Below are 26,480 nucleotides of genomic sequence, written 5' to 3'. Positions count from 1 at the left end.
GCGATGCCAAGGCCGACGATGGCGGCGGTGAGGACAACCCAGTCCACGGTCACGGCGCCGTCTTCGTCTTTCTTGAAGCGGTTGAAGAAGTTCACGAGTTTCATGTCAGTATCTCCTGGTTCTCGAAACGGACGCTCAGTGCGTCAGGATCGTCATGCCGGACNGTCAGAACGGCGATGCCGAGGCCGACGATGGCGGCCGTGAGAACGACCCAGTCGACAGTGACCGCGCCGTCTTCTTCAGCGCGGAATTGCTTGGCAAGCTTGAACAGTTTCATCTTTTGTCCCTCCGAAAGTTCGTAGCTCAGTTACACTCAATACCGTGCAGCAACCTCCGGATCGCCTGTGAACCGACCCGCTGCCCTGCTTGGCATGGTTGAAATCTGCCCTCCGATTTGGGCCAGAATTGGGCGGGGTTGGTACGATTTTGGACGGTGCGGTGTATTGGTTCCAAGGGCGTGCAAGCCATTGAAAATACAGTTAAAAAATTTTTGAATTTCTTTCCGAAACCGGCCGTTTGGCCGCCAAAACAGCGCGCCACGTAAGGAAAACCTAGCTCTCGCGGATGGAAAATGCGATGTTTCTTGCAAAAGTATAAACCGAGGCAGTGCAGTTATTCGCGACATGCGAACCAGGTCGATCTTCCTTCTTGGATTGGCGGGCCTCCTGGCCCTGCCGTCCGCCGCCGCGGCCCAGTCCGGCGGCGACTTCACGTTCAAACGCATGGCCGTGCCCAAGCCGGGCGCGACCCGGCGCATCACCGTCCAGATCGATCCCGAGGCGCAGGCCCGCGCCCGCGCCGAGCTGGCGGCCGAAGCCGCGGCACGCGAAACCCCGGCCGAGGAGGCCGAGGGCGCGCCCGCCGGGGCCTATGACTGGTTCTGGACCGAGGTCTCCCCGGTCGCTGCCGAGGGCGGGCCGGCCAACCTGGCGCGTGCGCTCGACCTGATCGCGCGCGAGGGCCGGGAGGGCCCCCGTCTCCAGACGCTTCAGAACATCGCGCGCGCGTACGGGCCGGACATCCTGATGGCCACCGTGGGCACCGAGATCTCGCCCGCGCTCGTTCTCGCCCTGATCTCGGTCGAAAGCGCGGGCCGGGCGCAGGCGGAAAGCGACAAGGGCGCGCGCGGTCTCATGCAGCTCATCCCCGACACCGCCGCGCGTTTCGGGGTCGAGGACGCGACCGACCCGGCGCAGAACATCCGGGGCGGGGTGGCCTACCTCGACTGGCTGATGGAGCATTTCGAGCGCGACGCGATCCTGTCGCTCGCCGGCTACAACGCCGGTGAGAACGCGGTGGCGAAACACGACGGCGTGCCGCCCTATGCCGAAACCCGGGCCTACGTGCCCAAGGTGCTCGCCGCCTGGCGCGTCGCACGCGGCCTGTGCCTCACGCCTCCCGAGCTGATGTCGGACGGCTGCGTCTTCGCCGTGAACGGGAACACTTCGAATGGCTGACACCAAACCGCTCGTCCTGGACGTGGACGGCACCTTCCTGCGCACGGATCTTCTGTTCGAAACCTTCTGGGCGGGGCTGGGCCAGGCCCCCCTTGCCACGATCCGCGCCTGTTTCGCCCATCTCACCGATCCCGCGCGCCTCAAGGCGGAGCTCGTGAAGCTCACCACGATCCGCACCGACCTCATGCCGGTCGCGCCCGACGTGGCCGCGCTCGTGGAAGATGCCAGGGCGCAGGGGCGGGAGGTCGTGCTGGCCTCAGCCTCGAACGCGGCGCTGGTCGAACGGCTCGCCGCCGATCACGGCCTGTCCGACCGCGTCTTCGCCTCCGGCGAAGCCCTGAACCTCAAGGGCCCGCGCAAGGCCGCGGCGCTCGTCGAGGCGTTCGGGGAAGGGGGCTTCGACTACGCCGGCAACGACACGGTCGACCGCGCGGTCTGGCAACATGCCGACCGGGCCATCGTGGTCGGAGATCCCGCTTCCGCACGCGCGATGGAGGCTGCGGGCAAGGACGTCATCCGGATCGACGGCGGCTGGTCGCCGCGCGGCGTGGCCAAGGCGTTGCGTCCGCACCAATGGGTGAAGAACGTGCTGCTCTTCGTGCCGGTCCTCGCCGCCCACGATTTCCAGCTCTCCACGCTGATCGCCGTGCTTCTGGGCATGATCGCGTTCTCCTTCGCGGCCAGCTCGATCTACGTGGTCAACGACCTGCTCGACCTGGAAGCCGACCGCCTGCACGTGAAGAAGAAGCACCGCCCCTTCGCCTCCGGCGCCGTGCCGATCCAGGTGGGCATGGTGACGGGGCTCCTCGTGGGCGGCGCGGCGCTCGCCATCGCCGCGCTCCTGTCGCCTGCGTTCCTCGCCGTCATCGTCGGCTACATGGTCCTGTCGCTGGCTTACTCGCTGAAGCTCAAGCGCCTGCGCTGGATCGACATCGCGGTGCTCGCGGGGCTCTACACGATCCGCGTCGTGGCCGGTGCCTTCGCCTCGGGGGTCGAGGTCTCGGGCTACCTGCTCGCCTTCATCTTCCCGGCCTTCCTGACGCTGGGCTGCGTGAAGCGGCTGACCGAGGTGACGCTCGCCGAAGGCGACGAACGGCTGCCGGGGCGCGGCTACGGCAAGCCGGACCGCCCGGACCTGCTCAACGTGGCCATCCTCGGGATCGTCGGCGCGCTTCTGAGCTTCTTTCTCTACAGCTTCACCGACCAGGCCCGCATGCTCTACCCGACGCAATGGCTGGTCTGGGCCGCGCTCGTGCCGATCACCTGGTGGCTCGTGCGTATGCTCCGGCTGGGCTACTACGGCAAGCAGGACCATGACCCGATCGTCTTCGCGATGAAGGACAAGCGGGGTCTCGGGCTCCTGATGATCGCGATCGCCATGCTCTTCCAGGCCGCGGGCCTCTGGGAGAAATGGGTGACCGCCGCGCTCGGCTGAGCGGGCGTCCGGGCCCCTCTTCTTCGTTTCGGAAATACCTCGGAGGGGGTGCGGGGGAGGCAGAGCCTCCCCCGCCCGGGTCGCCGCGCCATGCGCGGCGAAATCCCTCAGAACGAGAGTTTCTTGAAGATCGGCTCCGGCACCAGCCGGATGATCGTCATGATCCAGCGCCAGAAGAAGGGCGTGTAGATCACGTTCCGCTTCTTCTCGACCGCTTTCAGGATGTCGCGCGCCACGTCGGCCGGGTCGGCGACCAGGAACATGCCCTCGATCCCCCAGGTCATCGCGGTGTCCACGAAGCCGGGCTTCACGGTTACCACGTGCCCGCCCGACCGCGTGAGGCGGTTGCGCAGGCCGGCGAGGTAGGTGTGGAACCCGGCCTTGGCCGAGCCGTAGACGTAGTTGGAATAGCGCCCCCGGTCGCCGGCGACGGAGCCGACGCCGACCACCGTGCCGCCCGCACGCGCCTCGATCACCGGGGCCAGCATGTGCAGGAACCGCGCGGGCCCCGCGAAACTGTCCACCACGGTGCCGTCGATAAGCCCGGGGTCGCCGTCCACATCGGCCTGCGCGGGCATGGACCCCACGAAGACGGCGGCGTTGATCATCCCCTCTTCCTCGGCCGCACGGTCGATGATGGGACCGAAGGTCGCTGGGTCGCGCGCGTCGAAGCGCAGGGCCAAGGCCCGGGCCGCGCCGCGCGCCTCGAGGTCGACCGCCGCGCCCTTCAGCTCGTCCATGTCCCGACCCGCGAGCAGCACGGTCGCGCCGCGTTCGGCCACCGCGCGCGCGAAGGCGCGCGCCATCGAAGACGTGGCGCCCAGGATGATCCAGGTCTCGGTCATGCGACGCTCCTCAGCTCGAGCCGGCGCACCATGTCGGTGATCAGCGCGCCCTCCGGGTCCGCCTTGGCCGCCTCGGCTGCCCAGTCGGTCCATTCGGGGTACATCCCCTTGATCATGTCGCCGCCCGCCAGCGAATCCTTGGCGAGGTAGAGCCGCCCCCCGGCCTCGGCCACCATCTCCTCGAGCGTGGCGATGAGCCGCGTGGCCCTGGCGCGGTTGGGAAAGTCGACGGCGAGCGTGTAGCCCGCCATCGGGAAGGACAGCATGCCCGCGCGCCCGGCGCCCATGCGCTTGAGCACCACCAGCGGGGAGGCAAGGCCCGAGCGCGCGATACGGCCCATCATGTCGCGCAGCGCGTCTGTGGCCTCCGGCGGCACGACGCACTGGAACTGGTGAAACCCGGCCTTGCCGTAGAGCTTCGTCACCCCGTGGATCTTGTCGAGCGGAAAGAAGAAGTCCTCCATCGGCTTGTCGCCGGTGCGCCCGGCCTCCGGGACCCGGCGCAGGTAGCCCTCGTTGAACGTCCGCGCGAAAAGCCCGTTGGAGAAGAGCCCCATGGTCAACGGCACGGACTTCGGCCGCTCGCGCGAGGGCAGGCGGGCCTCCGACAGGTCGGCCTCTTCCAGGATGCCGCGCCCCATGCGCGCACCGCGCGCCTGCGCGTCGATCCAGCTCACCGCGTAGGGGGCGCTCGAGGCTTCGAGCGCGTCTATCTGGTCGTCCCAATCATCGAGCCGCCGCTCCGTCACCCGCATCGCCGTGCCGGGGCAGGGCTTCAGCTGAAGCTTGGCCGACAGGATCACGCCGGTCTGCCCGATCCCGCCCACCGTTGCGCGAAAAAGGGTCTTCAGCCGCGCGGGCGACACCGTCACGCGCTTGCCGCCGGAGAAGAGCGTGACCGACAGGACATGTTCGCCGAAGCTGCCGTCGACATGGTGGTTCTTGCCGTGCACGTCGTTGGCGATCGCCCCGCCGACGGTCGCGAACCCGGTGCCCGGCATCACGCGCGGCATCCAGCCGCGCGGCGCGAAGAGGCGCAGGAGCTCGCCCAGCCTCAGACCGGCCTCGACCTCGACGACGCCCGTGTCGGGATCGAAGGCCAGCACCTTGTCCATGCGCGTCATGTCGATGGCGCGGCCCCCGTCGTTCAGCGGCGTGTCGCCGTAGGAGCGGCGAAAGCCGAAGGCGGGCGCGGGCGCCTCCTCCATGATCGTGGCCAGCGTGCGCGCGCGCTCGGGGCGCGCCACGTCGCCGCGCGCGGTGTGCACGCGGCCCCAGGCGGTGTAATCAGTCGTTTTCCAGAGCATTCTGTCGTGCCTTCGAATGTTTTTCGGCCACCGGGAACAGTATGAGCCCGATCCCGATGGCGAACCAGAGTGTCGTGACGCGGATGATCGCGGTGGCGGGCAGCGAGGTTTCGAGCCCCACGCCCTCGAGCGACAGGAGCGCGACCATCGCAGCCTCTGCCCCGCCGACGCCGCCCGGCGCCCCGGTCAGCCCGCCCGCGAGCGTGGCGAAGACGAAGATCGCCACGGCCTTGGCCACGCCGATGTCCGCGCCCATCCAGACCAGCAGGAGGTGGAACGCGTAGCCTTCGGCGAACCAGCCGATGAGCCCGATGGCCGCGGTCGCGCCCATCACGCCGGGCGCTGAGAACAGCTGCAGCGACCGGGCCGCCCGCCGCACCCGGGCGAAGAGCCGGGGCAGGCGCCCCGTGGCGCGGTGTCCGACCGTCGCGATCCGGTCGAGAAGCACGGGACGCGTGACCACCAGCGCGCCGATCAGCGCCACGATCGTCACGGGGATGCCGCCCGCGATCCCGGTGGCCGAGAACGCCAGCGCGATCCCGAGGATGAGGCCCATCGCGGCAAGGTCCGAGGCCCGGTCCACCAGCACCAGCGGCGCGGTGCGCTCGAACGCCCAGCCGGTCTCGCGCCGGATCCAGCGCATCCGCACCAGTTCGCCCACCCGTCCGGGCGTGACGCTCATCGCGAAGCCACCGAGGAAATGCAGAAAATTCGCGCCCCAGCCCAAGGGCAGGCCCAGCTTGGCGGCGAAGACATGCCATCTCAGCCCGCGAAACACGTAGTTGCAGAGCGACAGGAGCAGCAGCACCGCGAACTGCCAAAGGCTGAGCTTGGCGAGCTGCGCCTTGGTCTCTTCCCACCCGGTCGCGGCGGCCGCCCCGATCAGGCCCGCGACGACGAGCGCGAAAAGACCCAGGAGGAGAAGCGTATCGCGCAAGCGGCGCCCTTCGGGACGGGGCGCGGGATGCTGGGCTGGAGCCATGGGGGCATCATTCGTGCTGGTCATCGTCATTGCCCGCCGATCTAGCGACAGATTGGGGCAAAAATATGATGCTGTTTCGATCTTGGCGACAGTCTTTCGGCGACCCGCTCTCTCTTCTCCGGTCCGGAAATATCCCGGTGGTGCGGGGGCTGGCCCCCGCTTCCACGGGCGTCGCCACCATCCGCGGTCCGGACCATGTGCGCCCGCGCCGCCACGTGCCTACAGGTCCAGCGGCATGTGCCGGTTCACGTCCTTGTAGAGGAGGTATCGGAACGGCTCCGGTCCGCCGGCATAGCAGGCCTGCGGGCAGAAGGCGCGCAGCCAGAGGTAGTCGCCCGCCTCGACCTCGACCCAGTCCTGGTTCAGCCGGTAGACGCCCTTGCCCTGCAGGATGAAGAGCCCGTGCTCCATCACGTGGGTCTCCATGAACGGGATCACCGCGCCGGGCTCCAGCGTCACGATGTTCACGTGCATGTCGTGGCGCACGTCGGCCGGGTCCACGAAGCGCGTGGTCGCCCAGGCGCCATCCGTGCCCGGCATCGGGAGCGGGTCGTGATCGCCTTCGTTGGTCACGAAGACCTCTGGCGCCTCGATCCCTTCGGCCGGGATGTAGCGCTTTCGGATCCAGTGGAAGACGGCCGGGGCGTCGCCCCGGTTCTCGATGGTCCAGTCCGCGCCCGCGGGCAGGTAGGCATAGCCGCCGGGTGTCATCCGGTGGAGGTCCCCGGCGACGCGCAGCGCCAGCTCGCCCCCGGTGACGAAGAGCACGGCCTCGGCGGCGGGGTTCGCTTCCGGCTTTTCGGAGCCACCGCCCGGCGCGACCTCGAGCACGTAGTGCGAGAACGTTTCGGAGAAGCCCGTCATCGGGCGCGAAAGCACCCAGATCTTCGTGTCATCCCAATGCGGCAGCGCGATCAGCACGATGTCGGTCATCGTGGCGCGCGGAATCACCGCGTAGGCGTCGGTGAAGACGGCCCGCCCGGTGTCGACGGTCATCAGGTCGGATTGCGGGGGCAGCCCCCCGGGGGGCGTGGCGTAGGTACGCTGTGACATCGGGCCTCCTCGGTGACCTGACGTCTATACGCACAGATGTGATCGGAGCCAAGGGGGCGCACCTTGCAGGTGCAGCATTCTGGGCTAGGGTGGGGGGATGAACGATATCGTGGATCTTTTCGTGATCGGGGGCGGCGTCAACGGAACGGGCATCGCCCGGGACGCGGCCGGTCGGGGGCTTGGCGTGACGCTGGCCGAGTTGGGTGACCTTGCGCAGGCGACCTCGTCGGCGTCGTCCAAGCTGATCCACGGCGGGTTGCGTTACCTCGAATTCTACGAGTTCCGGCTGGTGCGCGAGAGCCTCCAGGAACGCGAGAAGCTGCTCGCGGCGATGCCGCACATCGCCTGGCCGATGCGCTTCGTGCTGCCGCACCATTCGGGCCTGCGCCCGGACTGGATGCTGCGCTCGGGGCTTTTCCTCTACGACCGGCTCGGGGGGCGGGGGCTTCCGGGTACGAAACGGATCAACCTGAGAAGCCACCCGGCGGGGGCGCTGCTCAAGCCTTCGTTCCGCACCGGGTTCGAATATTCCGACGCCTGGGTCGACGACGCGCGGCTCGTGGTGCTGAACGCCCGCGACGCGGAGATGCGCGGGGCGACGATCCTGACGCGCGCCAAGGTGGTCTCGACGACACGCCACGCGGCACACTGGGACGTGGAGGTCGAACGCGACGGGCGGATCCACACCCACCGGGCGCGCAAGCTGGTGAACGCGGCCGGGCCCTGGGCGGGCAAGCTGAGCGAAACGACGGGGGATCCGCATAGGCTCCGGCTCGTGCGCGGCTCGCACATCGTCCTGCCGCGCCTGCCGGGCCACGATCAGCCCTACATCCTGCAGGGCGGCGACGGCCGCATCGTGTTCGTCATTCCCTACGAGGACGATTTCACCCTGGTCGGCACGACCGAGGCCGAACACCACGGCAGCGCGTCCGAGGCGGTCTGTTCGCCCGAGGAGAAGGCCTATCTCGTCGATTTCGTGAACGACTACTTCGCGCACCCGATCTCGACCGACGACATCGTCTGGACCTACTCGGGCGTGCGGCCCCTGATCGAGAGCGAAGGCTCGGCCCGCTCGGCCAGCCGCGATTATCAACTCGCCTACGACGACGACGGTGCGCCGCTTCTGACCGTGCTGGGCGGCAAGCTCACAACGTTCCGCAAACTGGCGGAGTCGGCACTGGAGCGGCTGGGTTACGGCGGGCAATGGACCGCGCGCGCGCCGCTCCCGGGGGGCACGTTCGACCGCCGGCAGGGCGTCGCGATGATCGGCCGCTGGATGGAGGCGCACCCGTTCCTGACCGAGGCCTGGGCACGCCGGCTTCTGCGCAGCTACGGGACCGAGGCGGAGACGATCCTGGGCAACGCAGCCACGGCCGAGGACCTGGGGCAGGATTTCGGTGCCACGTTGAGCGAGGCCGAGGTGCGCTTCCTCATGCGCCACGAATATGCCCGTACCGCAGAGGACGTGGTGTGGCGGCGCACGAAGCTGGGCCTGCGGCTGGACGCGGGCCAGGTCGCGGCGCTCGACGCGTTCATGGCCGAGGCCCGGGGCGAGGCGGCCGCGGCGGAATAGCCGATGCCCGAGGCGGACATCGATCCGGAATTCGACGGGAATTCCGGCCGGAACCGGGAGAGGAGGCTTCCGGTACCGTCGCACGAAACCGGACCGAAATCCGCGCCGGATTTCCACGCCGGACAGGGGAGGGACGAATGACACATATCCTGGCACTCGATCAGGGCACCACCAGCTCGCGCGCCATTGCCTTCGATGGCCATATGCGCCCGGTGGCCAGCGCCCAGCGGGAATTCGACCAGCACTTCCCGCGCTCGGGCTGGGTCGAACACGAACCCGGCGACATCTGGGACACGACGCTCGCGACCGCGCGCGAAGTGGCCGACGAGGTCGACGACATCGCGGCCATCGGCATCACCAACCAGCGCGAGACGGTCGTGATCTGGGACCGCGAAAGCGGCGCGCCGATCCATCGCGCGATCGTCTGGCAGGACCGGCGCACCGCCGATACCTGCGCCGAGCTGCGCGCCGAGGGCTTCGAGGAGATCGTGCGGGCGCGCACGGGCCTCCTGCTCGATCCCTATTTCTCGGGCACCAAGGTCAAATGGCTGCTCGACAAGGTCGACGGCGCGCGCGAGGCGGCCCGGGCGGGCAAGCTCGCCTTCGGCACCGTCGACACGTACCTGATCTGGAAGCTGACCGAGGGGCGTGTCCACGCGACCGATGCCACCAACGCGGCGCGCACCATGCTCTACGACATCCATCGCGGAGCGTGGGATGAAGAGATCTGCGCGCGGCTGGACATCCCCATGTCCATGCTCCCCGAGGTGCGCGACAGCGACGGGGACTTCGGGGAGACGACGCTTCTGGGCGGCACCATCCCGATCCGCGGCGTGGCCGGCGATCAACAGGCCGCCACCATCGGCCAGGCCTGCTTCAGTCCCGGCATGATCAAGTCGACCTACGGCACCGGGTGCTTTGCGCTCCTCAACACCGGCGAGCGCGCCGTGACCTCGGACAACCGGCTGCTCACGACCATCGCCTACCAGCTGGACGGCAAGGTGACCTACGCACTCGAGGGCTCGATCTTCGTGGCCGGCGCCGTGGTGCAATGGCTGCGCGACGGGTTGGGCATCCTGGGCCAGGCCTCGGACGCCGGGCCGCTCGCACGCAAGGCCGACCCCGGGCAGGAGGTGATCCTGGTCCCGGCCTTCACCGGCTTGGGCGCGCCCTATTGGGACGCTGAATGCCGTGGCGCGATCTATGGCCTGACCCGCAACTCCGGCCCCGCCGAGTTCGCCCGCGCCGCGCTCGAGAGCGTGGGGTTCCAGACCCGCGACCTGCTCGAAGCGATGGAGGCGGACATGGGGCGCCCGGTCGAGGGTGTGCTCCGGGTCGACGGCGGGATGTCCGCCTCGCGATACGCGATGCAGTTCCTGGCTGATATCACCGGTGCGCCGGTCGACCGCCCCCCGGTGCTCGAGACGACGGCGATGGGGGCGGCCTGGCTCGCCGGGCAGGCGGTGGGGCTCTACCCCGACGCCGCGCGCTTCGCCGCCGGATGGTCGGCCGAGATGCGGTTCGATCCGAAGATGGACGGCGCGACACGCCAGGCGCGTTACAAGGCCTGGCAGGACGCGGTGCGGCGCACGCTGTCGGGCTGAGGGAGCCGCGCGCCGTGCCGGGCGCTGGCGCCTCGGGCGCCGCCGGGCAAGTATTTCTGGAACGATGAAAGGGATCACGGTATCGCCGGGCCCAAGGGCCGCGACACGTGGCGTGCGTCGTGATAAGGTGATCACATGGGAGGACATGGCATGGCGGAGCATCCGGGATTGCATCCCTATCGCTGGGTGGTCGTCGTCGCCTCGGCGCTGATCCTCGCGCTCGCGATGGGGTCCATCGTGAACGGCATGTCGGCCTACGTGGTCCCGATGGAGGCCGCGCACGGCTGGGAGCGCGCGCAGGTGTCCCTGATCAACGTGGCGGGCATCCTCGGGATGGCGCTGGGCGGACTCCTGATGGGCGCGCTCGCCGACCGGCTGGGCGTGCGTCCCGTGGTGCTGATCGGCGTGATCGTGATGGGGCTGGCCTATCTCTGCGCGGCGGTGGCCACGGCGCTTTGGCATTACTATGCGCTCATGTTCTTCGCGGGGTTCTTCGGCGCCGCGGGTGTCTTCGCCCCGGTGATGTCGATCGTGGGGCGCTGGTTCCCGGTCGGGGCCGGGCTGGCGATCGGGATCGCGTCCGCCGGCCAGGCACTGGGGCAGGGCGGCGTACCGTTCGGATCGGCGCTCCTGATCAAGTCCGTGGGCATCTCGGGGGCCTTCGCGATCACCGGCGGGCTGATGCTGGTGCTTCTCGTGCCGCTCGCGCTGCTTCTCAGGCCGCCGCAGGCCGTCACCGGCGGGGGCGCCGGGGCCGACGAGAGCGGCTATCCCCCGTTCGGGCTGGTGGTCCCGACGATGTGCGTGGCGATCTTTCTGTGCTGCACCTGCATGTCGGTGCCGCTCATGCATCTCGTCCCGCACATCCAGGGTCGCGGGTTCACGGCGGACGAGGCCGGCGGCGTCATCTTCCTGATGCTCATGGTGGGCATCCTGGGGCGCGTCGCTTTCGGCAAGCTCGCCGACGTGATCGGGGCTATCCCCGCCTACATGAGCGCGACGGCCTGGATGACGCTCATGATCTACGGCTTCATCCTGATCGACGACCTGACCCTGTTCTACGTCTACGCGCCGATCTACGGCTTCGGTTACGCGGGCGTGATGACCGGCGTGCTCACCACGGTGGCCGCCCACACGCCGCCCTCGCGCCGTGGGGCCGCGATGGGGATCGTCACGATGTTCGGCTGGTTCGGCCATGCCAACGGCGGCTACATGGGGGGTGCGCTCTACGATCTCACGTCGGACTACGCGATGGCCTACGGGCTCGCGGCGCTCGCCGGCGGGCTGAACCTGGTGGTGGTGGGCTGGCTCTACTGGCGCATCCGGAGCGGCACGCGCGCGGTGCCCGCCTGAGCGCAACGACCCGTATTGCTTTGCGCAATACATCCAAGTGATTGACACAATTTCCTTGGGTTTTCGCGCATCTAGCCCCGGCGCGTCCCCCTGAGAGGCTTTTCCCGAAGGCCTTGGCATGCCTATCGTGGACGTGGCGACCTGTCCCTTTCGGACGGGTGCGGCCCGCGTGGCTGCCCGCCAGCCGAACAGCGAAGCGCCGAACCGGCGCCAGGGAGGAACACATGGCGATCACATTGAACATCAACGGCGAGGAAAAGAGCGTCGAGGCGCCGCCCGACATGCCGCTTCTCTGGGCCATCCGGGACCTGGTGGGCCTGACCGGCACCAAGTTCGGCTGCGGCGTGGCGTCGTGCGGGGCCTGCACCGTGCACGTGGACGGCGCGCCGACGCGCTCCTGCCAGGCGCGGGTCGGCGACCTCGAGGGGGCCGAGATCCGCACCATCGAGGGGCTCGACGGCAACGTCGCCCAGGCGGTGCAATCGGCCTGGAAGGACCTGGACGTGGTCCAGTGCGGCTATTGCCAGTCCGGGCAGATCATGTCGGCGGTGGGCCTGCTCAGCGAGAACGCCAAGCCCAGCGACTCCGAGATCGACGACTACATGTGGGGCAACGTCTGCCGCTGCGCGACCTACACGCGCATCCGGGCCGCGATCCACGAAGCGTCCAAGCGGATGGAGACCTGATATGAACATCAAGACGACACGCCGCGCCTTCCTTCAGGGCGCAACCGCCGCGTCGGCCGCGCTCGTCGTGGGGCTGAACGCCAAGGGGGCCTGGGCCGCCGCGCATGGCGGAGAGTTCATGCCGAACCCCTTCGTGAAGATCGCGGACGACGGCAAGGTCACCGTGATCCTCAAGCATTTCGAGATGGGGCAGGGCACGACCACGGGCCTCTCCACGCTCCTGGCCGAAGAGCTCGACGCGAACTGGGAGGACGTGGGCATCGAGTTCGCCCCGGCCGACACCGCGACCTACATGAACACGCTCATGGGGGTGCAGGGTTCGGGCGGCTCGACCGCCATCGCCAACAGCTACATGCAGTACCGCGAGGCCGGTGCGGCCGCGAAGTCGCTTCTGATCCAGGCCGCCGCGGCCGACTGGGGCGTGCCGGCGGGCGAGATCCAGGTCAAGGACGGCATGGTCACCCACGGCGACAAGAGCGCGGGCTTCGGCGAACTCGTGGGCAAGGTGCCGGAGGGGGCCGAGCCCGACCCGGCGCTCAAGAGCCCGGCCGAGTTCACCAAGATCGGCGACGCGTCGCTCCCGCGCAAGGACAGCGCGGCCAAGACAAACGGCACGGCCATCTTCGCGATGGACGTGATGCCGGAGGGCGTGGTCTATGCCGTGCTCCAGCGTTCGCCCAAGTTCGGCGGCACGCTCACCTCGTTCGACGCCTCGGCGGCGATGGAGGTCGAGGGCGTGGTCGACGTGAAGGAAACGCCGATGGGTGTCGCGGTCTATGCCACGAACACCTGGGCGGCGCTCCAGGGGCGTGAAGCGCTTGAGACCGAGTGGGACTTCTCGAACGCGGAGACCCGGTCCCAGGACGAGATCGAGGCGGAATACACCGCCGCGATGGACAACGAGGAGGGCCTTCCGGCACGTGCCGACGGCGACGCCGCGGGCGCGATCGACGGGGCGGCCAAGACGGTCGAGGCCGAGTTCCACTTCCCGTTCCTGGCGCATGCGCCGATGGAGCCCCTGAACTGCGTGGTGCAGGTCAAGGACGGCAAGGCCCAGGTCTGGGATGGCTGCCAGTTCCACACCGTGACCCAGGGCGCCGTGGGCGCCGTGTCGGGCGTGGGACCGGAGAACACGGCGATCGAGACCGTCTATGCCGGCGGGTCCTTCGGGCGCCGGGCGAACTTCAACTCGGACTACGAGGTGGAGGCGACGATGGCCGCGCTCGCGCTGGGCGACGGCCGGCCGGTGAAGCTGGTGTGGTCGCGCGAGGATGACGTGCGCGGCGGCTATTACCGCCCGATGACCAAGCACCGTGTGCGCGCGGGCATCGATGCGGACGGCAACCTTGTCGGGTGGCATTCGACGATGGCCAACAAGTCGATCTTCAAGGGCACGCCGATGGGCGACGCTGTGGTCGTCGACGGCGTCGATGCGTTCTCGGTCGAAGGTGTCGCGGACACCGAGTACACGATCCCCAACTTCGCGGTCACGCTGCACGACATGGAGTCGCCCGTGCCGATGCTGTGGTGGCGGTCCGTGGGCCATTCCCACTCCGGCTACGCGATGGAAGTGGCGATGGACATGGCCGCCGAGGCCGCCGGGCGCGACCCGGTGGAGTTCCGGCAGCAGATCCTCGCCGGCGCGCCGCGCAGCTTGGCCGTGCTGAACCTGGCGGCCGAAAAGGCCGGCTGGGGCGGTGACCTGCCCGAGGGTTGGGGCCGTGGCGTCGCGGTGCACAAGAGCTTCAACACCCATGTCGCCCAGGTGGCCGAAGTCTCGGTCACCGACGGTGACGTGAAGCTCGAGCGGATCGTGGCGGCCGTGGATTGCGGCGTCCCGGTCAACCCGGACGTGATCCGCGCGCAGGTCGAGGGGGCGATCGGTTACGGCCTGTCCCACGTGATGCGCCAGAAGATCACCTTCACGGACGGCATGGTGGACCAGTCCAACTTCCCCGACTACGAGCCGCTGAGGATCTCGGACATGCCGAAGATCGAGGTGCATATCGTGCAGTCGAGCGAAGCGCCCACCGGGATCGGCGAGCCGGGGCTTCCCCCCGCCGGGCCGGCCGTGGCCAACGCGATCTACAACGCGATGGGCAAGCGGGTGATGCACCTGCCGATGATCGACGACGGGATTTCCTTCGTCTGAGGTTTCCGACCTGTGATGATCAAGCGCCCCCGGTTCCGGCCGGGGGCGTTTTCCGTTTCGCCCCGGGCCGTTGGCCCGCGGCGACCCGGGCGAGGGGCGCTGCCCCTCGCGCTCCCCGAAGTATTTATGGAACGATGAAGGGGATCAGGTGGGGGCGGCGATCGTCCAGGGCGTCTCGAACGTGTATTCCTCGAGATTCGCGCCGGGGCCGATGCGGTCGACCACGGCGAAAAGGCCGGGGGCCTCGAGCGGTGTCAGGACGCCGTGCCAGGTGCCGCGGTGGAAATTGATCGCCTGGCCCGGTGCGGTCAGGAAGGCCTCGGGCGTGCCGGGGCGGCCGTCCTCGTCCGGGGCCACGATGACGAGGAAGCCGGTCATCGACATGGGAACGAAGCATTGCGAGCCGTCCGGGTGGCGTTCGACCAGGTCGAGCCGGTAGGGCAGCGCGCGCGGTTCGGCCCGAAACAGGCTCACGCCGGCGCGTCCGTCCGCGAAGTCGAGCCGGGCGCGATCGTGGTAGCGCCCGCAGAGGCCCTGGTTGATGATCTTGTCCGGATCCCCGGAGGTGTCGATCAGGTCGCCGTAGGGGGCGAAGTCGCGGGTCGTGATCGGGCGCGCGGCGATCTCGCGGCTCATCCCAGCTTCTCCTTCAGGCGCAGGAGCGCGATGCGTTCGACCTGCGTGCAGGCCTCGGTGAACTCCGTCTCCGTGTCGTTGTCGAGCCGGCGGGCGAAGGCGTTGAGGATGCCCTGCTTGTCGTGGTCGCGCACGGCGATGATGAAGGGGAAGCCGTGCTTGGCGACGTAGGCGTCGTTCAGGCGGGTGAATTCCGCACGCTCGTCGTCGGTGAGCGCGTCGAGCCCGGCGCTGGCCTGTTCCGAGGTGCTCTCGGCCGTCAGGCGCCGGGCCGCGGCGAGCTTGCCGGCGAGGTCGGGGTGGGCGGTCAGCACGCCCAGGCGGTCTTCGCGGCGGGCGGAGCGGAAGACGCGGGCGAGCGCGTTGTGGAGCCCGATGGCGCTGTCGTGGGCCGGGCCGAGCTCCAGCCCCCAGGCGCGTTCCGCGATCCAGGGGGAATGTTCGAAAATACCACCGAATTCGGCGACGAACCGGGCCTGATCCCAGGTATGTGGTTCGATTCGTTCAATCGGCGGGTGCGTCACCGCCCAGTGACGGGCGATATCGATGCGGCGCGGGGTCCAGACGCCCTCGTGCCCCTGGATGTAGTCGATGAAGCGTTTCAGCCCCATGATCCGCCCAGGGCGGCCGATCAGGCGGCAATGCAGGCCGACCGACATCATTTTCGGCGCCCCCGCCAGCCCCTCGGCGTAGAGCGCGTCGAAGCTGTCCTTGAGGTAGGTGAAGAAGTGGTCGCCGGTGTTGAAGCCCTGCGGGGTGGCGAAGCGCATGTCGTTGGCGTCCATCGTGTAGGGGATCACCAGCTGGTCGCGCGCGCCCACGCGCAGCCAATAGGGCAGATCGTCGTCGATCGTGTCCGAGACATAGGCCATCTGTCCGGTCTCGGCCGCGAGGCGCGCGGTGTTCATCGAGCAGCGGCCGGTGTACCAGCCCTCGGGCGGTGTCCCGACCACCTCGGTGTGCAGCCGGATCGCCTCGGCGATGGCCGCGCGTTCCTCGTCTTCCGGCATATCCTTGTGCTCGACCCACTTGAGGCCGTGGGAGGCGATTTCCCAATCCGCCTCGCGCATCGCGGCGACCTGCTCGGGCCCGCGGGCGAGCGCGGTGGCCACGCCGTAGACCGTGGGCTTGATGCCCGCCGCGCCGAAGAGGCGGTGCAGGCGCCAGAAGCCCGCGCGCGCGCCGTACTCGTAGATCGATTCCATGTTCCAGTGGCGCTGACCGGGCCAGGGCGCGGCCCCCACGATTTCGGACAGGAAGGCCTCCGACGCGCCGTCGCCGTGCAGGATGTTGTTCTCGCCGCCTTCCTCGTAGTTCACCACGAACTGGACGGCGATCCGGGCGCCGCCCGGCCATTTCGGATCGGGCGGGGTCGCCCCGTAGCCTCGCATGTCACGCGGATATCTGTTCACTGCCTGCGCTCCCCATTCTGCCGCCGTCCCGGGCGCCCGGCGTGCGGGCAAATTCCCACCGGAATGGATATGCCCTTGTGAAACCTTTTGAAACGCTTTTCACTCAACCCATTGCCGAACGTTGAGATTTGGCCGCACCAAAGGCGGGAAAAACGGGGCAATGCGAGGCAATGGGACAAAGGGGGCAAGGGCGAAAATGAGCGGATACCTGACGACTCACGTGCTGGACACGGGCCGGGGCACGCCCGGCCGGGGCATCAAGATCGCGCTGTACCGCGTCACGGACGGCGGGCGCGACAAGGTGGCGGACGCCGTGACCAATGACGACGGGCGCACCGACGGGCCGATCCTGCCGGAAGCCGCGTTCGAGACCGGGACCTACGAGCTGGTGTTCCACGCGGGCGACTACCTGCGCGCGACCGGGGCCGCGGGGGCGGAGCCGCTTTTCCTCGATGAGATCCCGATCCGCTTCGGGATGGCGGAGGAAAGTCATTACCACGTGCCGCTCCTCCTGTCGGCCTACGGTTATTCCACCTACCGCGGGAGCTGAGGGGCATGCTGGGCATCATCTTTCTCGACTGGCTCGAATTCGCGGTCCGCTGGCTGCACGTGATCACCGCGATCGCCTGGATCGGGTCGTCGTTCTACTTCATCGCGCTCGACCTGGGCCTCAGGCCCTCCGCCGAGAAGCGCGAGGGCGTGGGCGGCGAGGCCTGGCAGGTGCATGGCGGGGGCTTCTACTTCATCCAGAAATACCTGGTCTCGCCGGCCCGGATGCCCAGCGAACTGACCTGGTTCAAATGGGAGAGCTACTCGACCTGGCTGTCGGGCGCGGCGCTCCTGATGCTGGTCTACTGGGCGGGGGCGGAGATGTACCTCGTGGATCCGGCCAAGGCGGAGATCGGCACCTGGACCGGGATCGCGATTTCGGCCGCCTCGCTGACGATCGGGTGGATCGTCTACGACTTCCTGTGCAAGTCCGGACTGGCCGAGAAGCCCACGCTTCTCATGGTGCTGCTCTTCGCGCTGCTGATGGCGATGGGTTGGGGATACAACGAGGTGTTCACCGGACGCGCGGTGATGCTGCACCTCGGCGCCTTCACCGCGACGATCATGACCGCGAACGTGTTCTTCATCATCATGCCCAACCAGCGCATCGTGGTGAAGGACCTGGTCGAAGGGCGCACGCCGGACGCGAAATACGGCAAGATCGCCAAGCTGCGCTCGACGCACAACAACTACCTCACCCTGCCGGTCATCTTCCTGATGCTGTCGAACCACTACCCGCTGGCCTTCGCCTCGAGCTACAACTGGGTGATCGCGGGGCTCGTGTTCCTGATGGGTGTGACGATCCGGCATTTCTTCAACACGCACCATGCCCACAAGGGCAACCCGTGGTGGACCTGGCTGGTCACCGCGCTCCTGTTCCTGGGGGCCGTGTGGCTGTCGACGCTGGGCACGCAGGCGGAAAGCTACGAGCAGAGCGAGGCGCGTGCGCTGACCCCGCACGAGGCGCGCTACGCGAGCGTGCCGGAGTTCGAGGACGCGCTCTGGGTCGTGCAGGGGCGCTGTTCGATGTGCCATGCCCGCGAGCCGGGCTGGGAGGGCATCGCCACCGCCCCCAAGGGGGTCGTGCTCGAGACGCCGGCCGACATCGCGGGCGAGGCCCGCCGCATCTACATGCATGCAGGGATCACGGACGCGATGCCGCCGGCCAACATCACCTACATGGAGCCCGAGGAACGCGCGATCATCCGCGCCTGGATCGAGGCCGCGGGGTAACGTGTCGCCGCGGGCGGGGCCCGCGCCGACCCGGGCGGGGGCGCTGCCCCCGCACCCCCGAAGTATTTCTTGAACGATGAAGGGGGCGCGTGGCTTTTCAGCGGGGGTCGGCCTGTCTATAAGGCCGCGTGACCATTGGAGTTTGCGACATGCGCACAGCGAAGGTGAGCCGGTCGACGGCGGAAACCGAGATCACCGTAGAGATCGACCTCGACGGGACCGGGACCTATGACAACGACACCGGCGTGGGGTTCTTCGACCACATGCTCGATCAGCTCGCGCGCCATTCGCTGATCGACATGACGGTGCGCGCCAGGGGCGACTACCACATCGACGACCACCACACGGTGGAGGACACCGGGATCGCGCTGGGCCAGGCGCTGCGCGAGGCGCTGGGCGACAAGAAGGGCATCACCCGCTACGGGGAATGCCACCTTCCGATGGACGATGCGCAGGTACGCGCCGCGCTGGACCTGTCGGGGCGGCCCTACCTTGTCTGGAACGTGGACATTCCCACGCCGAAGATCGGCAATTTCGACACCGAGCTGGTGCGCGAGTTCTTCACCGCGTTCTCCGGCAACGGCGGCATCACGCTCCACGTCGACCGGCTGCACGGCTTCAACAGCCACCACATCGTGGAAGCCGCTTTCAAGGCCGTGGCGCGGGCGCTGCGCGTGGCGGTGGAGACCGATCCGCGCAAGGCGGACGCGATCCCGTCGACCAAGGGGGCGCTCTGACGTGGTCACGGCGCTGATCGATTACGAAAGCGGCAACCTGCACTCGGCCGAGAAGGCGTTCCAGCGCATGGCGGCCGAGGTGGGGGCGGGCGAGGTCGTCGTCACGTCCGACCCGCATATCGTCGCCGCGGCCGATGCGGTGGTGCTCCCCGGCGACGGGGCATTCCCGGCCTGCAAGAAGGCCCTCTTCGATCACCGGGGCATCTTCGAGGCGATGGAGCGCGCCGTGTTCGAGCGTGGCGTGCCCTTCATGGGGATCTGCATCGGGATGCAGATGCTGGCCACCCGGGGGCACGAGTATTCCGAGACCTCCGGGTTCGACTGGATCGGCGGCGACGTGGTGCATATCGAGCCGGGGGCGGACAAGAAGGTGCCGCACATGGGCTGGAACGACCTGGTGGTGGACAACCCGCACCCGGTGCTTTCCGGGATCGAAACGGGCAACCATGCCTATTTCGTTCATTCCTACCATTTCCGGGTGGCCGAGGCCGCTCACCGCCTGGCCTATTGCGATTACGGGGAAGAGATCACCGCCATCGTGGGGCGCGACAATATCTTCGGCACCCAGTTCCACCCGGAGAAATCGCAGGGCAACGGGCTCCGGATCATCGCGAACTTCCTGACCTGGCGCCCCTGATCGTCGCGGGGCGCCAGCGCCGCATGGCTTACTGGATCCGGGTCCAGTTCTGGCTTGCGCAGAGCAGGCCGCCGGCCACGCAGCCCTTGAGGTCCATCTGCGCGCCCTCGATCTCCATCTTGCCGACGTAGATCTTGTCGTTCGAAGGGCGCCACACCTGGCCACGGTAGCTGCCGTTGCCCTGCGGGGCCATGTTGATGACGATCGGCTTGCCGATGTTCTCCGACTGGTATTCTCCGGTGTCGTTGAAGGTGCGGCGGATCCAGCCGCAGACCATACCGTCGCCGCAGCGCTTGATTTCCACGTGGGCATAGGCGCCGTCGTCGACCTGGGTCTTCCACCAGCCCACGGCATCCTCCTGGGCCATGGCGGGCAGCGTGAACAGGGCCAGCGCGGCCGTGAGTGCGAGTTTCTTCATGATATCCTCCCTTGTGCGGACATGATGGGACCTGCGTCCATCTTCTCGCAACGGTGACGTGAAGGAAATGGTGATCTTGTCCCCGCCCGGGGGTTCTGGCAGATACCCGCCCGACGCTGAAGGGAGCCCGCCATGATCCTCTACCCCGCCATCGACCTCAAGGACGGCCAGTGCGTGCGCCTGCTGCGCGGTGAAATGGAGGCGGCGACCGTCTTCAACGACGACCCGGCCGCACAGGCCAATGCGTTCCAGTCCGCGGGATGCGAATGGATCCATCTGGTGGACCTGAACGGTGCCTTCGCGGGCGAGCCGGTCAATGCCGCCGCGGTCGAGAGCATCCTCGCCGCCATCGACGTGCCGGCCCAGCTGGGCGGCGGCATCCGCGACATGGCGACGATCGAGACGTGGCTCGACAAGGGGCTGGCGCGGGTGATCCTGGGCACCGTCGCGGTCGAGAACCCCGCGCTGGTGCGCGAGGCTGCGCGGGCCTTCCCCGGCAAGGTCGCCGTCGGCATCGACGCGCGCGACGGCAAGGTGGCGACCAAGGGCTGGGCCGAGGAGACGGACGTGGACGCGACCGACCTGGCCCGCAGCTTCGAGGACGCGGGCGTGGCCGCGATCATCTATACCGACATCAACCGTGACGGCGCCATGCAGGGCCCGAACATCGAGGCGACGGCGGCGCTGGCACGCGCCGTGTCGATCCCGGTGATCGCCTCGGGCGGGGTATCCTCGCTCGACGACCTGCGCGCGCTGAAGGCGTGCGGCGCGCCGCTCGACGGGGCGATCTCGGGCCGGGCGCTCTACGACGGGGCGATCGACCTGGCCGAGGCGCTGAAGGTGTTCAAGGGCTGAGGTTTTTCGTGGCGGGAGGCCGCGCGCCCCGGCATGGTCGGGGCAGGAGGATGCCATGACCAACAAAGCCAGCCGCGCCGCGAACCGCCCGCCCGTCCTGATCCGCGCCGCCGACGGGGCGCATCGCGAGGGCCCGTGGAACGGCAGCGTGTCGGCCGAGGCGCTGGGCACCGACACCTTCGTGCTTTTCCCGCGGTTCGAGGAGGTGGGCGCGGGACCCGTGCTGCACGTCCACCCCTACGACGAGATCTTCGTGGTCACGAAGGGCCGGGCGCGTTTCACCGTGGGCGAGGAGACCTTCGTCGCCGAGGAAGGCGACGTGGCGGTCGCGCCGGCCAACACGCCGCACAAGTTCGCGAACGCCGGACCGGGGCCGCTGCACACGATGGATATCCACCTCAGCGCGGAGTGGATCCAGTACGATCTGCACGACCCCGAGGCGGGCTGAGGCCCGCGGCGGGCCGCACATGGCTTTCAAAGCTCCCGGAAACGGATTATGCACCGGTCAATCCCGGAGGACGCATGCTCAAGACCCGCATCATTCCCTGCCTCGACGTGGCCGATGGCCGCGTGGTGAAAGGCGTCAATTTCGTCGACCTGCGCGACGCGGGCGACCCGGTCGAGGCGGCCAAGGCCTATGACGCGGCCGGCGCCGACGAGCTGTGTTTCCTAGACATCCACGCCACGCACGAGAACCGGGGCACGATGTTCGACCTGGTGCGCCGCAGCGCCGAGCAGTGCTTCATGCCGCTCACCGTGGGCGGCGGCGTGCGCACGCCCGAGGACGTCCGTGCGCTGCTTCTCGCGGGTGCCGACAAGGTGAGCTTCAATTCCGCGGCCGTCGCCAATCCGGACGTGATCGCGGAGGCAGCCGAACGCTTCGGGTCGCAATGCATCGTCTGTGCGATCGACGCCAAGACCGTGGCCGACGGGCGGTGGGAAATCTTCACCCACGGCGGGCGCAAGCCCACGGGCATCGACGCGGTCGAATTCGCGCGCACGGTCGTGGCCAAGGGGGCGGGGGAGATCCTGCTGACCTCGATGGACCGCGACGGCACGCGCGCGGGGTTCAACCTGCCGCTCACCCGCGCGATCTCGGACGCCGTGGAGGTACCGGTGATCGCCTCGGGCGGGGTCGGCACGCTCGACCACCTCGTCGAGGGCGTGACCGAGGGTGGGGCGAGCGCCGTGCTCGCCGCCTCGATCTTCCACTTCGGCGACTACACCATCCGCGAGGCCAAGGAACACATGGCCGCCGCGGGCATCCCCATGAGGCTCGAATGACCGCGCTCGAGAGACTGGCAGATACCATCGGGGCCCGTCGCGGGGCCGATCCCGACGAAAGCTGGACCGCGAAACTGCTGTCCAAGGGACCGGAGAAATGCGCCGAGAAGTTCGGCGAGGAGGCGGTCGAGGCGATCATCGAGGCAGTGAAGGGTGACCGGTCGGCGCTGACCGCGGAGGCCGCCGACGTGCTCTATCACCTGCTGGTCATGCTGGCCGCCCGCGACGTGTCGCTCGGGGACGTGCTGGGCGAGCTCGAACGCCGCGAGGGGGTGTCGGGCATCGACGAGAAGGCGGCGCGCTAGGGATTTCGCCGCACCTGTCGGCGCGCCGACCCGCTGGAGGGGGCTCGCCCCCTCCAGACCTCCCCGAAAGTATTTCCGGAACGATGAAGAGGATCAGGTCGCGATCCGGCCCCACCAGCGGCGCCGATCGCGGCTGACCACCGGGATGCCCAATGCTTGGAGGCGCGGGCCGGGGGCGCCGTCGGCCATGACGACGGCGCGGCGCGCGACGCGTGCGGCCTGGGCGATGGTGTCGGCGTCCGGGGTCCAGTCGGAGGCGAACAGGCGCACGAGGTCGAGCCCGTGGGCCCCGGCCTGGGGCCAGGCGAACATCGGGTCGAGCGCGACGACGTCGAAACTGTCGGTCGGCTGGGCCGCGAGGAAGGTGTCGGCTTCGGCCGCGATCACCTCCACCCGGCGCATGGCGGCGGTGAGGCGCGGTGTCCGGCTGTCGTGGGCGAGGCCGCGTGCCACGATGCGCGCGAGGATCGGGGACGCCTCGAGCGCCACGACGCGGCCCGAGGGACCCACCGTATCAGCCGCCGAGATCGCGTCCGCCCCCATCCCGCAGGTGCAGTCGAGCACGTGGTCGCCGGCACTGATCCCCGCCACGCGGATGTAATGGTCGCCCTGCCGGCCGCGTCCGGCGATCCGGCGCGCCGCGAGGTTGGGGTGAAAGCCGTAGCGCCGGTCGTCATGGACCAGGTGGATCGCCGTGTCCTTGACCACGAGGGCGCCGGGGCGCCCCGTCACGCGCGCGTGGTGCGCGATGGAGCGGCCGTCGCGCGTGGCGAAGGGCAGGTCGAACGCGGCGGCGAGCGCGCGGGCATCCGCCTCTTCCGCCGCGTCGGGTTTCTTGCGGGTCGTGACGAACAGGTCGTCGGGCGTCAGCCGCTCAGTCAAGGAGGCGGGGAATCTCGATGGCCGGGCAGCGGTCCATGACCACGTCCACCCCGGCCGCCCGGGCCGCCGCCGCGGCCTCTTCGTTGACCACGCCGAGCTGCATCCAGACCGTGCGCAGCCCCGGCAGTTCGCGCAGTGCTTCGTCCACGACGGGCGCGACCGCCTCGGAGCGGCGGAAGATGTCGACCATGTCGACCGGCGTGTCCTTGGGGATGTCGGAGAGCGAGGCGATCACGGTCTCTCCCAGTGCTTCCTGGCCGGCCTGGCCCGGGTTGACCGGGATCACCCGGTAGCCGCGGCCCTTGAGCATGCGCGCGACCCGGTGGCTGGCCCGGTCTTCCTTCGGCGACCAGCCGACGAGCGCGATGGTGCCGGTCCGGGTGAGGATGTCTGCAAGGTGGGAGTCGGAGTAGCTCTGTGTCATGGCGCGATCCTGACCCGATCCGCGGCGAAGGAAAAGCCGCAAGCGGGCGTTGCCAAAAAAAGCGCCCGGAAGGGGGTCCGGGCGCAGTTTGTGGAACGAGGGACAGTGAAGTGAGATTGCGGGCGTTCCACCACCCGGTCTCGCCAATAGAGATAGGATGCGCGCGGTCTCAGAAAAGAGAGAATAAAGAAACTGTGATCGGCTGCGCGGCACCGCCTGCGCTTTTGGCAAGGCCGCGAAAAATGCCATTCCGTCAGGCGGATGCGCGCAACACGGGCGGTCGGACACGCGGGCCGGGTATACCAAGGAGAGGGCAGGGCGAAGGGTGACGCGGACCGGACGGTGCCCGGAGCGAATCGCCTCAGCCTATCGCCGTCCCGCCGCGTAGAGCGAAATCGCGGCCGCGTTCGAGACGTTGAGCGACCCGAAACCGCCCGCGAAGGAGATGCGCACGAGCTGGTCGCAGGTTGTACGGGTCTTTTCGCGCAGCCCGGGCCCCTCGGCGCCGAGCACGAGGGCCACGGCGCGCCCCGACAGCGGGGCGAGCGCGTCCGCGAGGTCCATTTCGGCCTCACCCGCGAGCCCCAGGACCGTGTAGCCCATGTCCTTCAGGCGCTGCATCGCGTCCGCGAGGTTGGCCACCCGCAGGTAGGGTTGGCGTTCGAGTGCGCCCGAGGCGGTCTTGGCCAATGCGCCGGTTTCGGGCGCCGAATGGCGCTTGGTCCCGATGACGGCGCGCGCGCCGAAGACCTCGGCCGAGCGCAGGATGGCGCCCACGTTGTGCGGATCGGTGACCCGGTCGAGCAGGACGACCATCGGTGCCGTTTCGCCGTCGCCCATGCAGACGCTGTCGATCGGGCCCCAGTCGAGGGGTTTCACCTCGAGCGCCGCGCCCTGGTGGACCGAGCCCGGGTCGAGCGGCACCGGAAACTTGCGCGGATCGGCGATCTCGGGCTCCAGCCCGGCGCTCTCGATCGCGTCGGCCAGCTTGTCGGCCGCATTCTTCGTGACGACGAGGCGCAGTTTTTCGCGCCGCGGGTTCACCAGCGCGTCGCGCACCGCATGCAGGCCGAAGAGCCACAGCGTTTCGGCAGCGGCCGCGCGTTTCGACCGCTCTTTCTCGACCACCCATTTCGGTTTTTTCGCCACGTGAGGCCCCCGTTTCGACAGGCCCGGACCATGCGCCGGGCGCGTGTCGGGTTGCAAGGGATTTTCGGCTTGACGGGTCAGGGGGGTGAAGGTAATCAGCCCCCCACGCGCCGGGGTCACACCCCGGTTCGGGCGACGAGCTGCAAGGTGCGGCAGCGGACTGTAACTCCGCCGGGGAGACCCATGCCTGGTTCGATTCCAGGGTCGCCCACCACTTCCTTTTCAAAGGCTTAGCTGGTGTTCCTGTTTCGGTCCAATTGGACCGTTTACACTTCCGTTTACAGTTTTGATCCAGCGTGCCGCTTCCGCGCTTTCATCACGCAAGAGGGCGCGCCTGCCCAACCTCTGTGCTGCCCGCCTGATTCCATCCTGGCCTTGGCTGCAAAGATTTCTATGGAACTACGGGCAAATTCCCCACGTTGTGCCATCGAGGAAACGGGAGGTCTCATGAAATATGCAGCGATCGTCGCCGTGGGAATGGTTCTTTCCACGCCTGTTCTTGCACAGGAATNTATTCAATCGCCAGTGTGCCTTCTGCCATGTCATTCAGGATGAAGATGACCAGGTGATCGCGGGACGCGATGGAGGATCCGGGCCGAACCTGTTCGGCGTGGTCGGATCGGCGCCTGGTTCACANGCGATGACCTCGCCGCCTATGGCGAGACCGGGGTAACCTGGGACGAGACCAACCTGGTTTCGTTCGTGCAGGATCCCAGTGGCCACCTTCGCGAGGCGCTGGACGATTCCGGCGCCCGCAGCAAGATGTCCTACAAACTGCGCGACGAGCAGGACGCCCGGGATATCCAGGCCTATCTCGCCCGCTTCGCGTCCGAGGACACCGCGCCGGACAGCGAGAACGAAGACAGCACGGCGGAGAATGACGTCTCAGGGTCCACTCATTCCGAGAAACCTTGAGACCCCGCCTCGAACCGAGCTCTTTGAGACCGGATAAGAGGTTTGCAGCCGAACATCGATCCTCGCCGGTCGAGGAGTTGGCCGGGCCCCAGGCCCGCCCAATCGGCAAACCGAAAAACCAGCAGAGGAGAGATACAAATGAAACATCTCAAANCGATGTTCTTCACCGAGAAATGCACCGGGCTTTCCGTGCGCACCCCGTCGGGTGACGTCAACGCGCTTCTGGGCATGGGGGCCAACGATACGGATGTGTCGGATTATGCCACCGTGGCCGACGACCTGTTCTGTGACGGGCAGGCAGGCATGAACGGGGTCGCCGTCNGAACAGCCGGATCTACGTCTACTCGGCCTCGGAGAAATCCGACCCACAAACCAACCGTGTCATGCGTTTCACCATCAACGATGACCACACGGAACTGTCCGACCGCACGGATATCGTGGACGACATCCCCTACAAGACCGCGCCGACGGATCACCCGTTCGGCACGACGGGCACGCACAACGGCGGCCGCATCCGGTTCAACCCCGGTGACGGGTATCTCTACGTCACCACGGGCGACAACCACAACGCGGAGCTCCCGCAAAGCCCGACGAAGA

General features: G+C 68.2%; 28 protein-coding genes and 1 tRNA gene. 18 read left to right on the top strand and 11 right to left on the bottom strand.

Annotation, left to right across the window (positions count from 1 at the left end):
• Positions 1-100: 100 nt before the first annotated feature.
• The gene (locus tag GQE99_RS21240; protein ID WP_202530546.1) at positions 101-277 is read right to left on the bottom strand and encodes a hypothetical protein; all 177 of its coding nucleotides are present in this window, start codon (positions 275-277) and stop codon (positions 101-103) included.
• Between the two features lie 346 nt (positions 278-623).
• Here GQE99_RS21240 and GQE99_RS01810 point away from each other — a divergent pair, with 346 nt between their 5' ends.
• Together GQE99_RS01810 and GQE99_RS01805 are read left to right on the top strand one after the other, a co-directional pair.
• Positions 624-1,457, top strand: coding sequence for a lytic transglycosylase domain-containing protein (locus GQE99_RS01810; RefSeq protein WP_161349873.1), 834 nt, complete (start codon positions 624-626; stop codon positions 1,455-1,457).
• Positions 1,450-2,892: a UbiA family prenyltransferase gene (locus tag GQE99_RS01805; RefSeq protein WP_161349872.1), complete on the top strand. Its 1,443-nt coding sequence runs from the start codon at positions 1,450-1,452 to the stop codon at positions 2,890-2,892. The genes GQE99_RS01810 and GQE99_RS01805 overlap by 8 nt, the downstream gene beginning before the upstream one ends.
• A gap of 107 nt (positions 2,893-2,999) precedes the next feature.
• Here GQE99_RS01805 and GQE99_RS01800 read toward each other — a convergent pair whose 3' ends face one another.
• The 4 genes from GQE99_RS01800 to GQE99_RS01785 form a co-directional block, all read right to left on the bottom strand.
• Positions 3,000-3,737, bottom strand: a complete 738-nt coding sequence (locus GQE99_RS01800) for an SDR family NAD(P)-dependent oxidoreductase (protein ID WP_161349871.1) — start codon at positions 3,735-3,737, stop codon at positions 3,000-3,002.
• Positions 3,734-5,044, bottom strand: a complete 1,311-nt coding sequence (locus tag GQE99_RS01795) for an FAD-binding protein (protein WP_161349870.1) — start codon at positions 5,042-5,044, stop codon at positions 3,734-3,736. Before GQE99_RS01795 ends, GQE99_RS01800 begins: the two co-directional genes overlap by 4 nt.
• Positions 5,025-5,981, bottom strand: coding sequence for a lysylphosphatidylglycerol synthase transmembrane domain-containing protein (locus tag GQE99_RS01790; protein ID WP_328794023.1), 957 nt, complete (start codon positions 5,979-5,981; stop codon positions 5,025-5,027). Before GQE99_RS01790 ends, GQE99_RS01795 begins: the two co-directional genes overlap by 20 nt.
• Positions 5,982-6,245: 264 nt before the next feature.
• Positions 6,246-7,079, bottom strand: a complete 834-nt coding sequence (locus tag GQE99_RS01785; protein WP_161349868.1) for a bifunctional allantoicase/(S)-ureidoglycine aminohydrolase — start codon at positions 7,077-7,079, stop codon at positions 6,246-6,248.
• Positions 7,080-7,176: 97 nt separating this feature from the next.
• Between GQE99_RS01785 and glpD the strand changes: the two genes are divergently transcribed.
• From glpD to GQE99_RS01760, 5 genes are all read left to right on the top strand, one after another.
• On the top strand, positions 7,177-8,652 hold the full coding sequence (gene glpD, locus GQE99_RS01780) for a glycerol-3-phosphate dehydrogenase (RefSeq protein ID WP_161349867.1): 1,476 nt from the start codon (positions 7,177-7,179) through the stop codon (positions 8,650-8,652).
• A 137-nt stretch (positions 8,653-8,789) separates the two neighbouring features.
• Positions 8,790-10,256 (top strand): glycerol kinase GlpK, encoded by a 1,467-nt coding sequence (gene glpK, locus GQE99_RS01775; protein WP_161349866.1) that lies wholly within the window; start codon positions 8,790-8,792, stop codon positions 10,254-10,256.
• Positions 10,257-10,406: 150 nt separating this feature from the next.
• Positions 10,407-11,609, top strand: a complete 1,203-nt coding sequence (locus tag GQE99_RS01770; RefSeq protein ID WP_161349865.1) for an MFS transporter — start codon at positions 10,407-10,409, stop codon at positions 11,607-11,609.
• Positions 11,610-11,833: 224 nt separating this feature from the next.
• Positions 11,834-12,295 (top strand): (2Fe-2S)-binding protein, encoded by a 462-nt coding sequence (locus GQE99_RS01765; protein WP_161349864.1) that lies wholly within the window; start codon positions 11,834-11,836, stop codon positions 12,293-12,295.
• Between the two features lies 1 nt (position 12,296).
• Positions 12,297-14,447, top strand: a complete 2,151-nt coding sequence (locus GQE99_RS01760; protein ID WP_161349863.1) for a xanthine dehydrogenase family protein molybdopterin-binding subunit — start codon at positions 12,297-12,299, stop codon at positions 14,445-14,447.
• Positions 14,448-14,591: 144 nt separating this feature from the next.
• Here GQE99_RS01760 and GQE99_RS01755 read toward each other — a convergent pair whose 3' ends face one another.
• Complete coding sequence (locus GQE99_RS01755) at positions 14,592-15,083, bottom strand: ureidoglycolate lyase (protein WP_161349862.1); 492 nt, start codon at positions 15,081-15,083, stop codon at positions 14,592-14,594.
• Positions 15,080-16,495, bottom strand: a complete 1,416-nt coding sequence (gene puuE / locus GQE99_RS01750; RefSeq protein ID WP_161349861.1) for an allantoinase PuuE — start codon at positions 16,493-16,495, stop codon at positions 15,080-15,082. Before puuE ends, GQE99_RS01755 begins: the two co-directional genes overlap by 4 nt.
• Positions 16,496-16,691: 196 nt before the next feature.
• Here puuE and uraH point away from each other — a divergent pair, with 196 nt between their 5' ends.
• From uraH to hisH, 4 genes are all read left to right on the top strand, one after another.
• Positions 16,692-17,045 carry a hydroxyisourate hydrolase gene (gene uraH, locus GQE99_RS01745; RefSeq protein ID WP_161349860.1) on the top strand — a complete coding sequence of 118 codons (354 nt, stop codon included), beginning with the start codon at positions 16,692-16,694 and terminating at the stop codon, positions 17,043-17,045.
• A gap of 5 nt (positions 17,046-17,050) precedes the next feature.
• Positions 17,051-18,277 carry a urate hydroxylase PuuD gene (locus GQE99_RS01740; protein ID WP_161349859.1) on the top strand — a complete coding sequence of 409 codons (1,227 nt, stop codon included), beginning with the start codon at positions 17,051-17,053 and terminating at the stop codon, positions 18,275-18,277.
• A 149-nt stretch (positions 18,278-18,426) separates the two neighbouring features.
• On the top strand, positions 18,427-19,014 hold the full coding sequence (hisB, locus tag GQE99_RS01735; protein WP_161349858.1) for an imidazoleglycerol-phosphate dehydratase HisB: 588 nt from the start codon (positions 18,427-18,429) through the stop codon (positions 19,012-19,014).
• A gap of 1 nt (position 19,015) precedes the next feature.
• Entirely contained in the window at positions 19,016-19,651 is a 636-nt protein-coding gene (gene hisH, locus GQE99_RS01730; RefSeq protein WP_161349857.1) for an imidazole glycerol phosphate synthase subunit HisH, read from the top strand.
• Between the two features lie 28 nt (positions 19,652-19,679).
• On the opposite strand, the gene GQE99_RS01725 is transcribed toward hisH, so the two are convergent.
• A complete protein-coding gene (locus GQE99_RS01725; protein WP_161349856.1) occupies positions 19,680-20,069 on the bottom strand; it encodes a DUF2147 domain-containing protein in 390 nt (129 codons plus the stop codon).
• 132 nt (positions 20,070-20,201) lie between these two features.
• Between GQE99_RS01725 and hisA the strand changes: the two genes are divergently transcribed.
• The 4 genes from hisA (at position 20,202) to GQE99_RS01705 (ending at position 22,513) form a co-directional block, all read left to right on the top strand.
• Positions 20,202-20,924, top strand: coding sequence for a 1-(5-phosphoribosyl)-5-[(5-phosphoribosylamino)methylideneamino]imidazole-4-carboxamide isomerase (gene hisA / locus GQE99_RS01720; RefSeq protein ID WP_161349855.1), 723 nt, complete (start codon positions 20,202-20,204; stop codon positions 20,922-20,924).
• Between the two features lie 55 nt (positions 20,925-20,979).
• A complete protein-coding gene (locus GQE99_RS01715; RefSeq protein ID WP_161349854.1) occupies positions 20,980-21,372 on the top strand; it encodes a cupin domain-containing protein in 393 nt (130 codons plus the stop codon).
• 74 nt (positions 21,373-21,446) lie between these two features.
• The gene (gene hisF / locus GQE99_RS01710) at positions 21,447-22,208 is read left to right on the top strand and encodes an imidazole glycerol phosphate synthase subunit HisF (RefSeq protein WP_161349853.1); all 762 of its coding nucleotides are present in this window, start codon (positions 21,447-21,449) and stop codon (positions 22,206-22,208) included.
• The gene (locus tag GQE99_RS01705; protein ID WP_161349852.1) at positions 22,205-22,513 is read left to right on the top strand and encodes a phosphoribosyl-ATP diphosphatase; all 309 of its coding nucleotides are present in this window, start codon (positions 22,205-22,207) and stop codon (positions 22,511-22,513) included. The genes hisF and GQE99_RS01705 overlap by 4 nt, the downstream gene beginning before the upstream one ends.
• A gap of 93 nt (positions 22,514-22,606) precedes the next feature.
• On the opposite strand, the gene GQE99_RS01700 is transcribed toward GQE99_RS01705, so the two are convergent.
• From GQE99_RS01700 to rlmB, 3 genes are all read right to left on the bottom strand, one after another.
• Entirely contained in the window at positions 22,607-23,395 is a 789-nt protein-coding gene (locus GQE99_RS01700; protein ID WP_161349851.1) for a class I SAM-dependent methyltransferase, read from the bottom strand.
• Positions 23,388-23,819 carry a CoA-binding protein gene (locus GQE99_RS01695; protein WP_161349850.1) on the bottom strand — a complete coding sequence of 144 codons (432 nt, stop codon included), beginning with the start codon at positions 23,817-23,819 and terminating at the stop codon, positions 23,388-23,390. Before GQE99_RS01695 ends, GQE99_RS01700 begins: the two co-directional genes overlap by 8 nt.
• A 366-nt stretch (positions 23,820-24,185) precedes the next feature.
• Positions 24,186-24,968 carry a 23S rRNA (guanosine(2251)-2'-O)-methyltransferase RlmB gene (rlmB, locus tag GQE99_RS01690; RefSeq protein ID WP_161349849.1) on the bottom strand — a complete coding sequence of 261 codons (783 nt, stop codon included), beginning with the start codon at positions 24,966-24,968 and terminating at the stop codon, positions 24,186-24,188.
• Positions 24,969-25,098: 130 nt separating this feature from the next.
• On the opposite strand from rlmB, the gene GQE99_RS01685 reads away from it, so the two are divergent.
• From GQE99_RS01685 to GQE99_RS21455, 3 genes are all read left to right on the top strand, one after another.
• Positions 25,099-25,182, top strand: a tRNA-Tyr gene (locus GQE99_RS01685).
• Positions 25,183-25,670: 488 nt separating this feature from the next.
• Positions 25,671-25,883 (top strand): hypothetical protein, encoded by a 213-nt coding sequence (locus GQE99_RS01680; protein ID WP_161349848.1) that lies wholly within the window; start codon positions 25,671-25,673, stop codon positions 25,881-25,883.
• Positions 25,884-26,215: 332 nt separating this feature from the next.
• Positions 26,216-26,480 (top strand): PQQ-dependent sugar dehydrogenase (locus GQE99_RS21455; protein WP_328794030.1); only part of this gene is annotated, 265 nt, incomplete at its 3' end.

This window comes from Maritimibacter harenae (assembly GCF_009882975.1).
GTDB classification, from domain to species: Bacteria; Pseudomonadota; Alphaproteobacteria; order Rhodobacterales; family Rhodobacteraceae; genus Maritimibacter; species Maritimibacter harenae.
The sequence above is the reverse complement of the archived record's forward strand: the minus strand, read 5'-3'. Positions and strand labels throughout refer to the sequence as shown.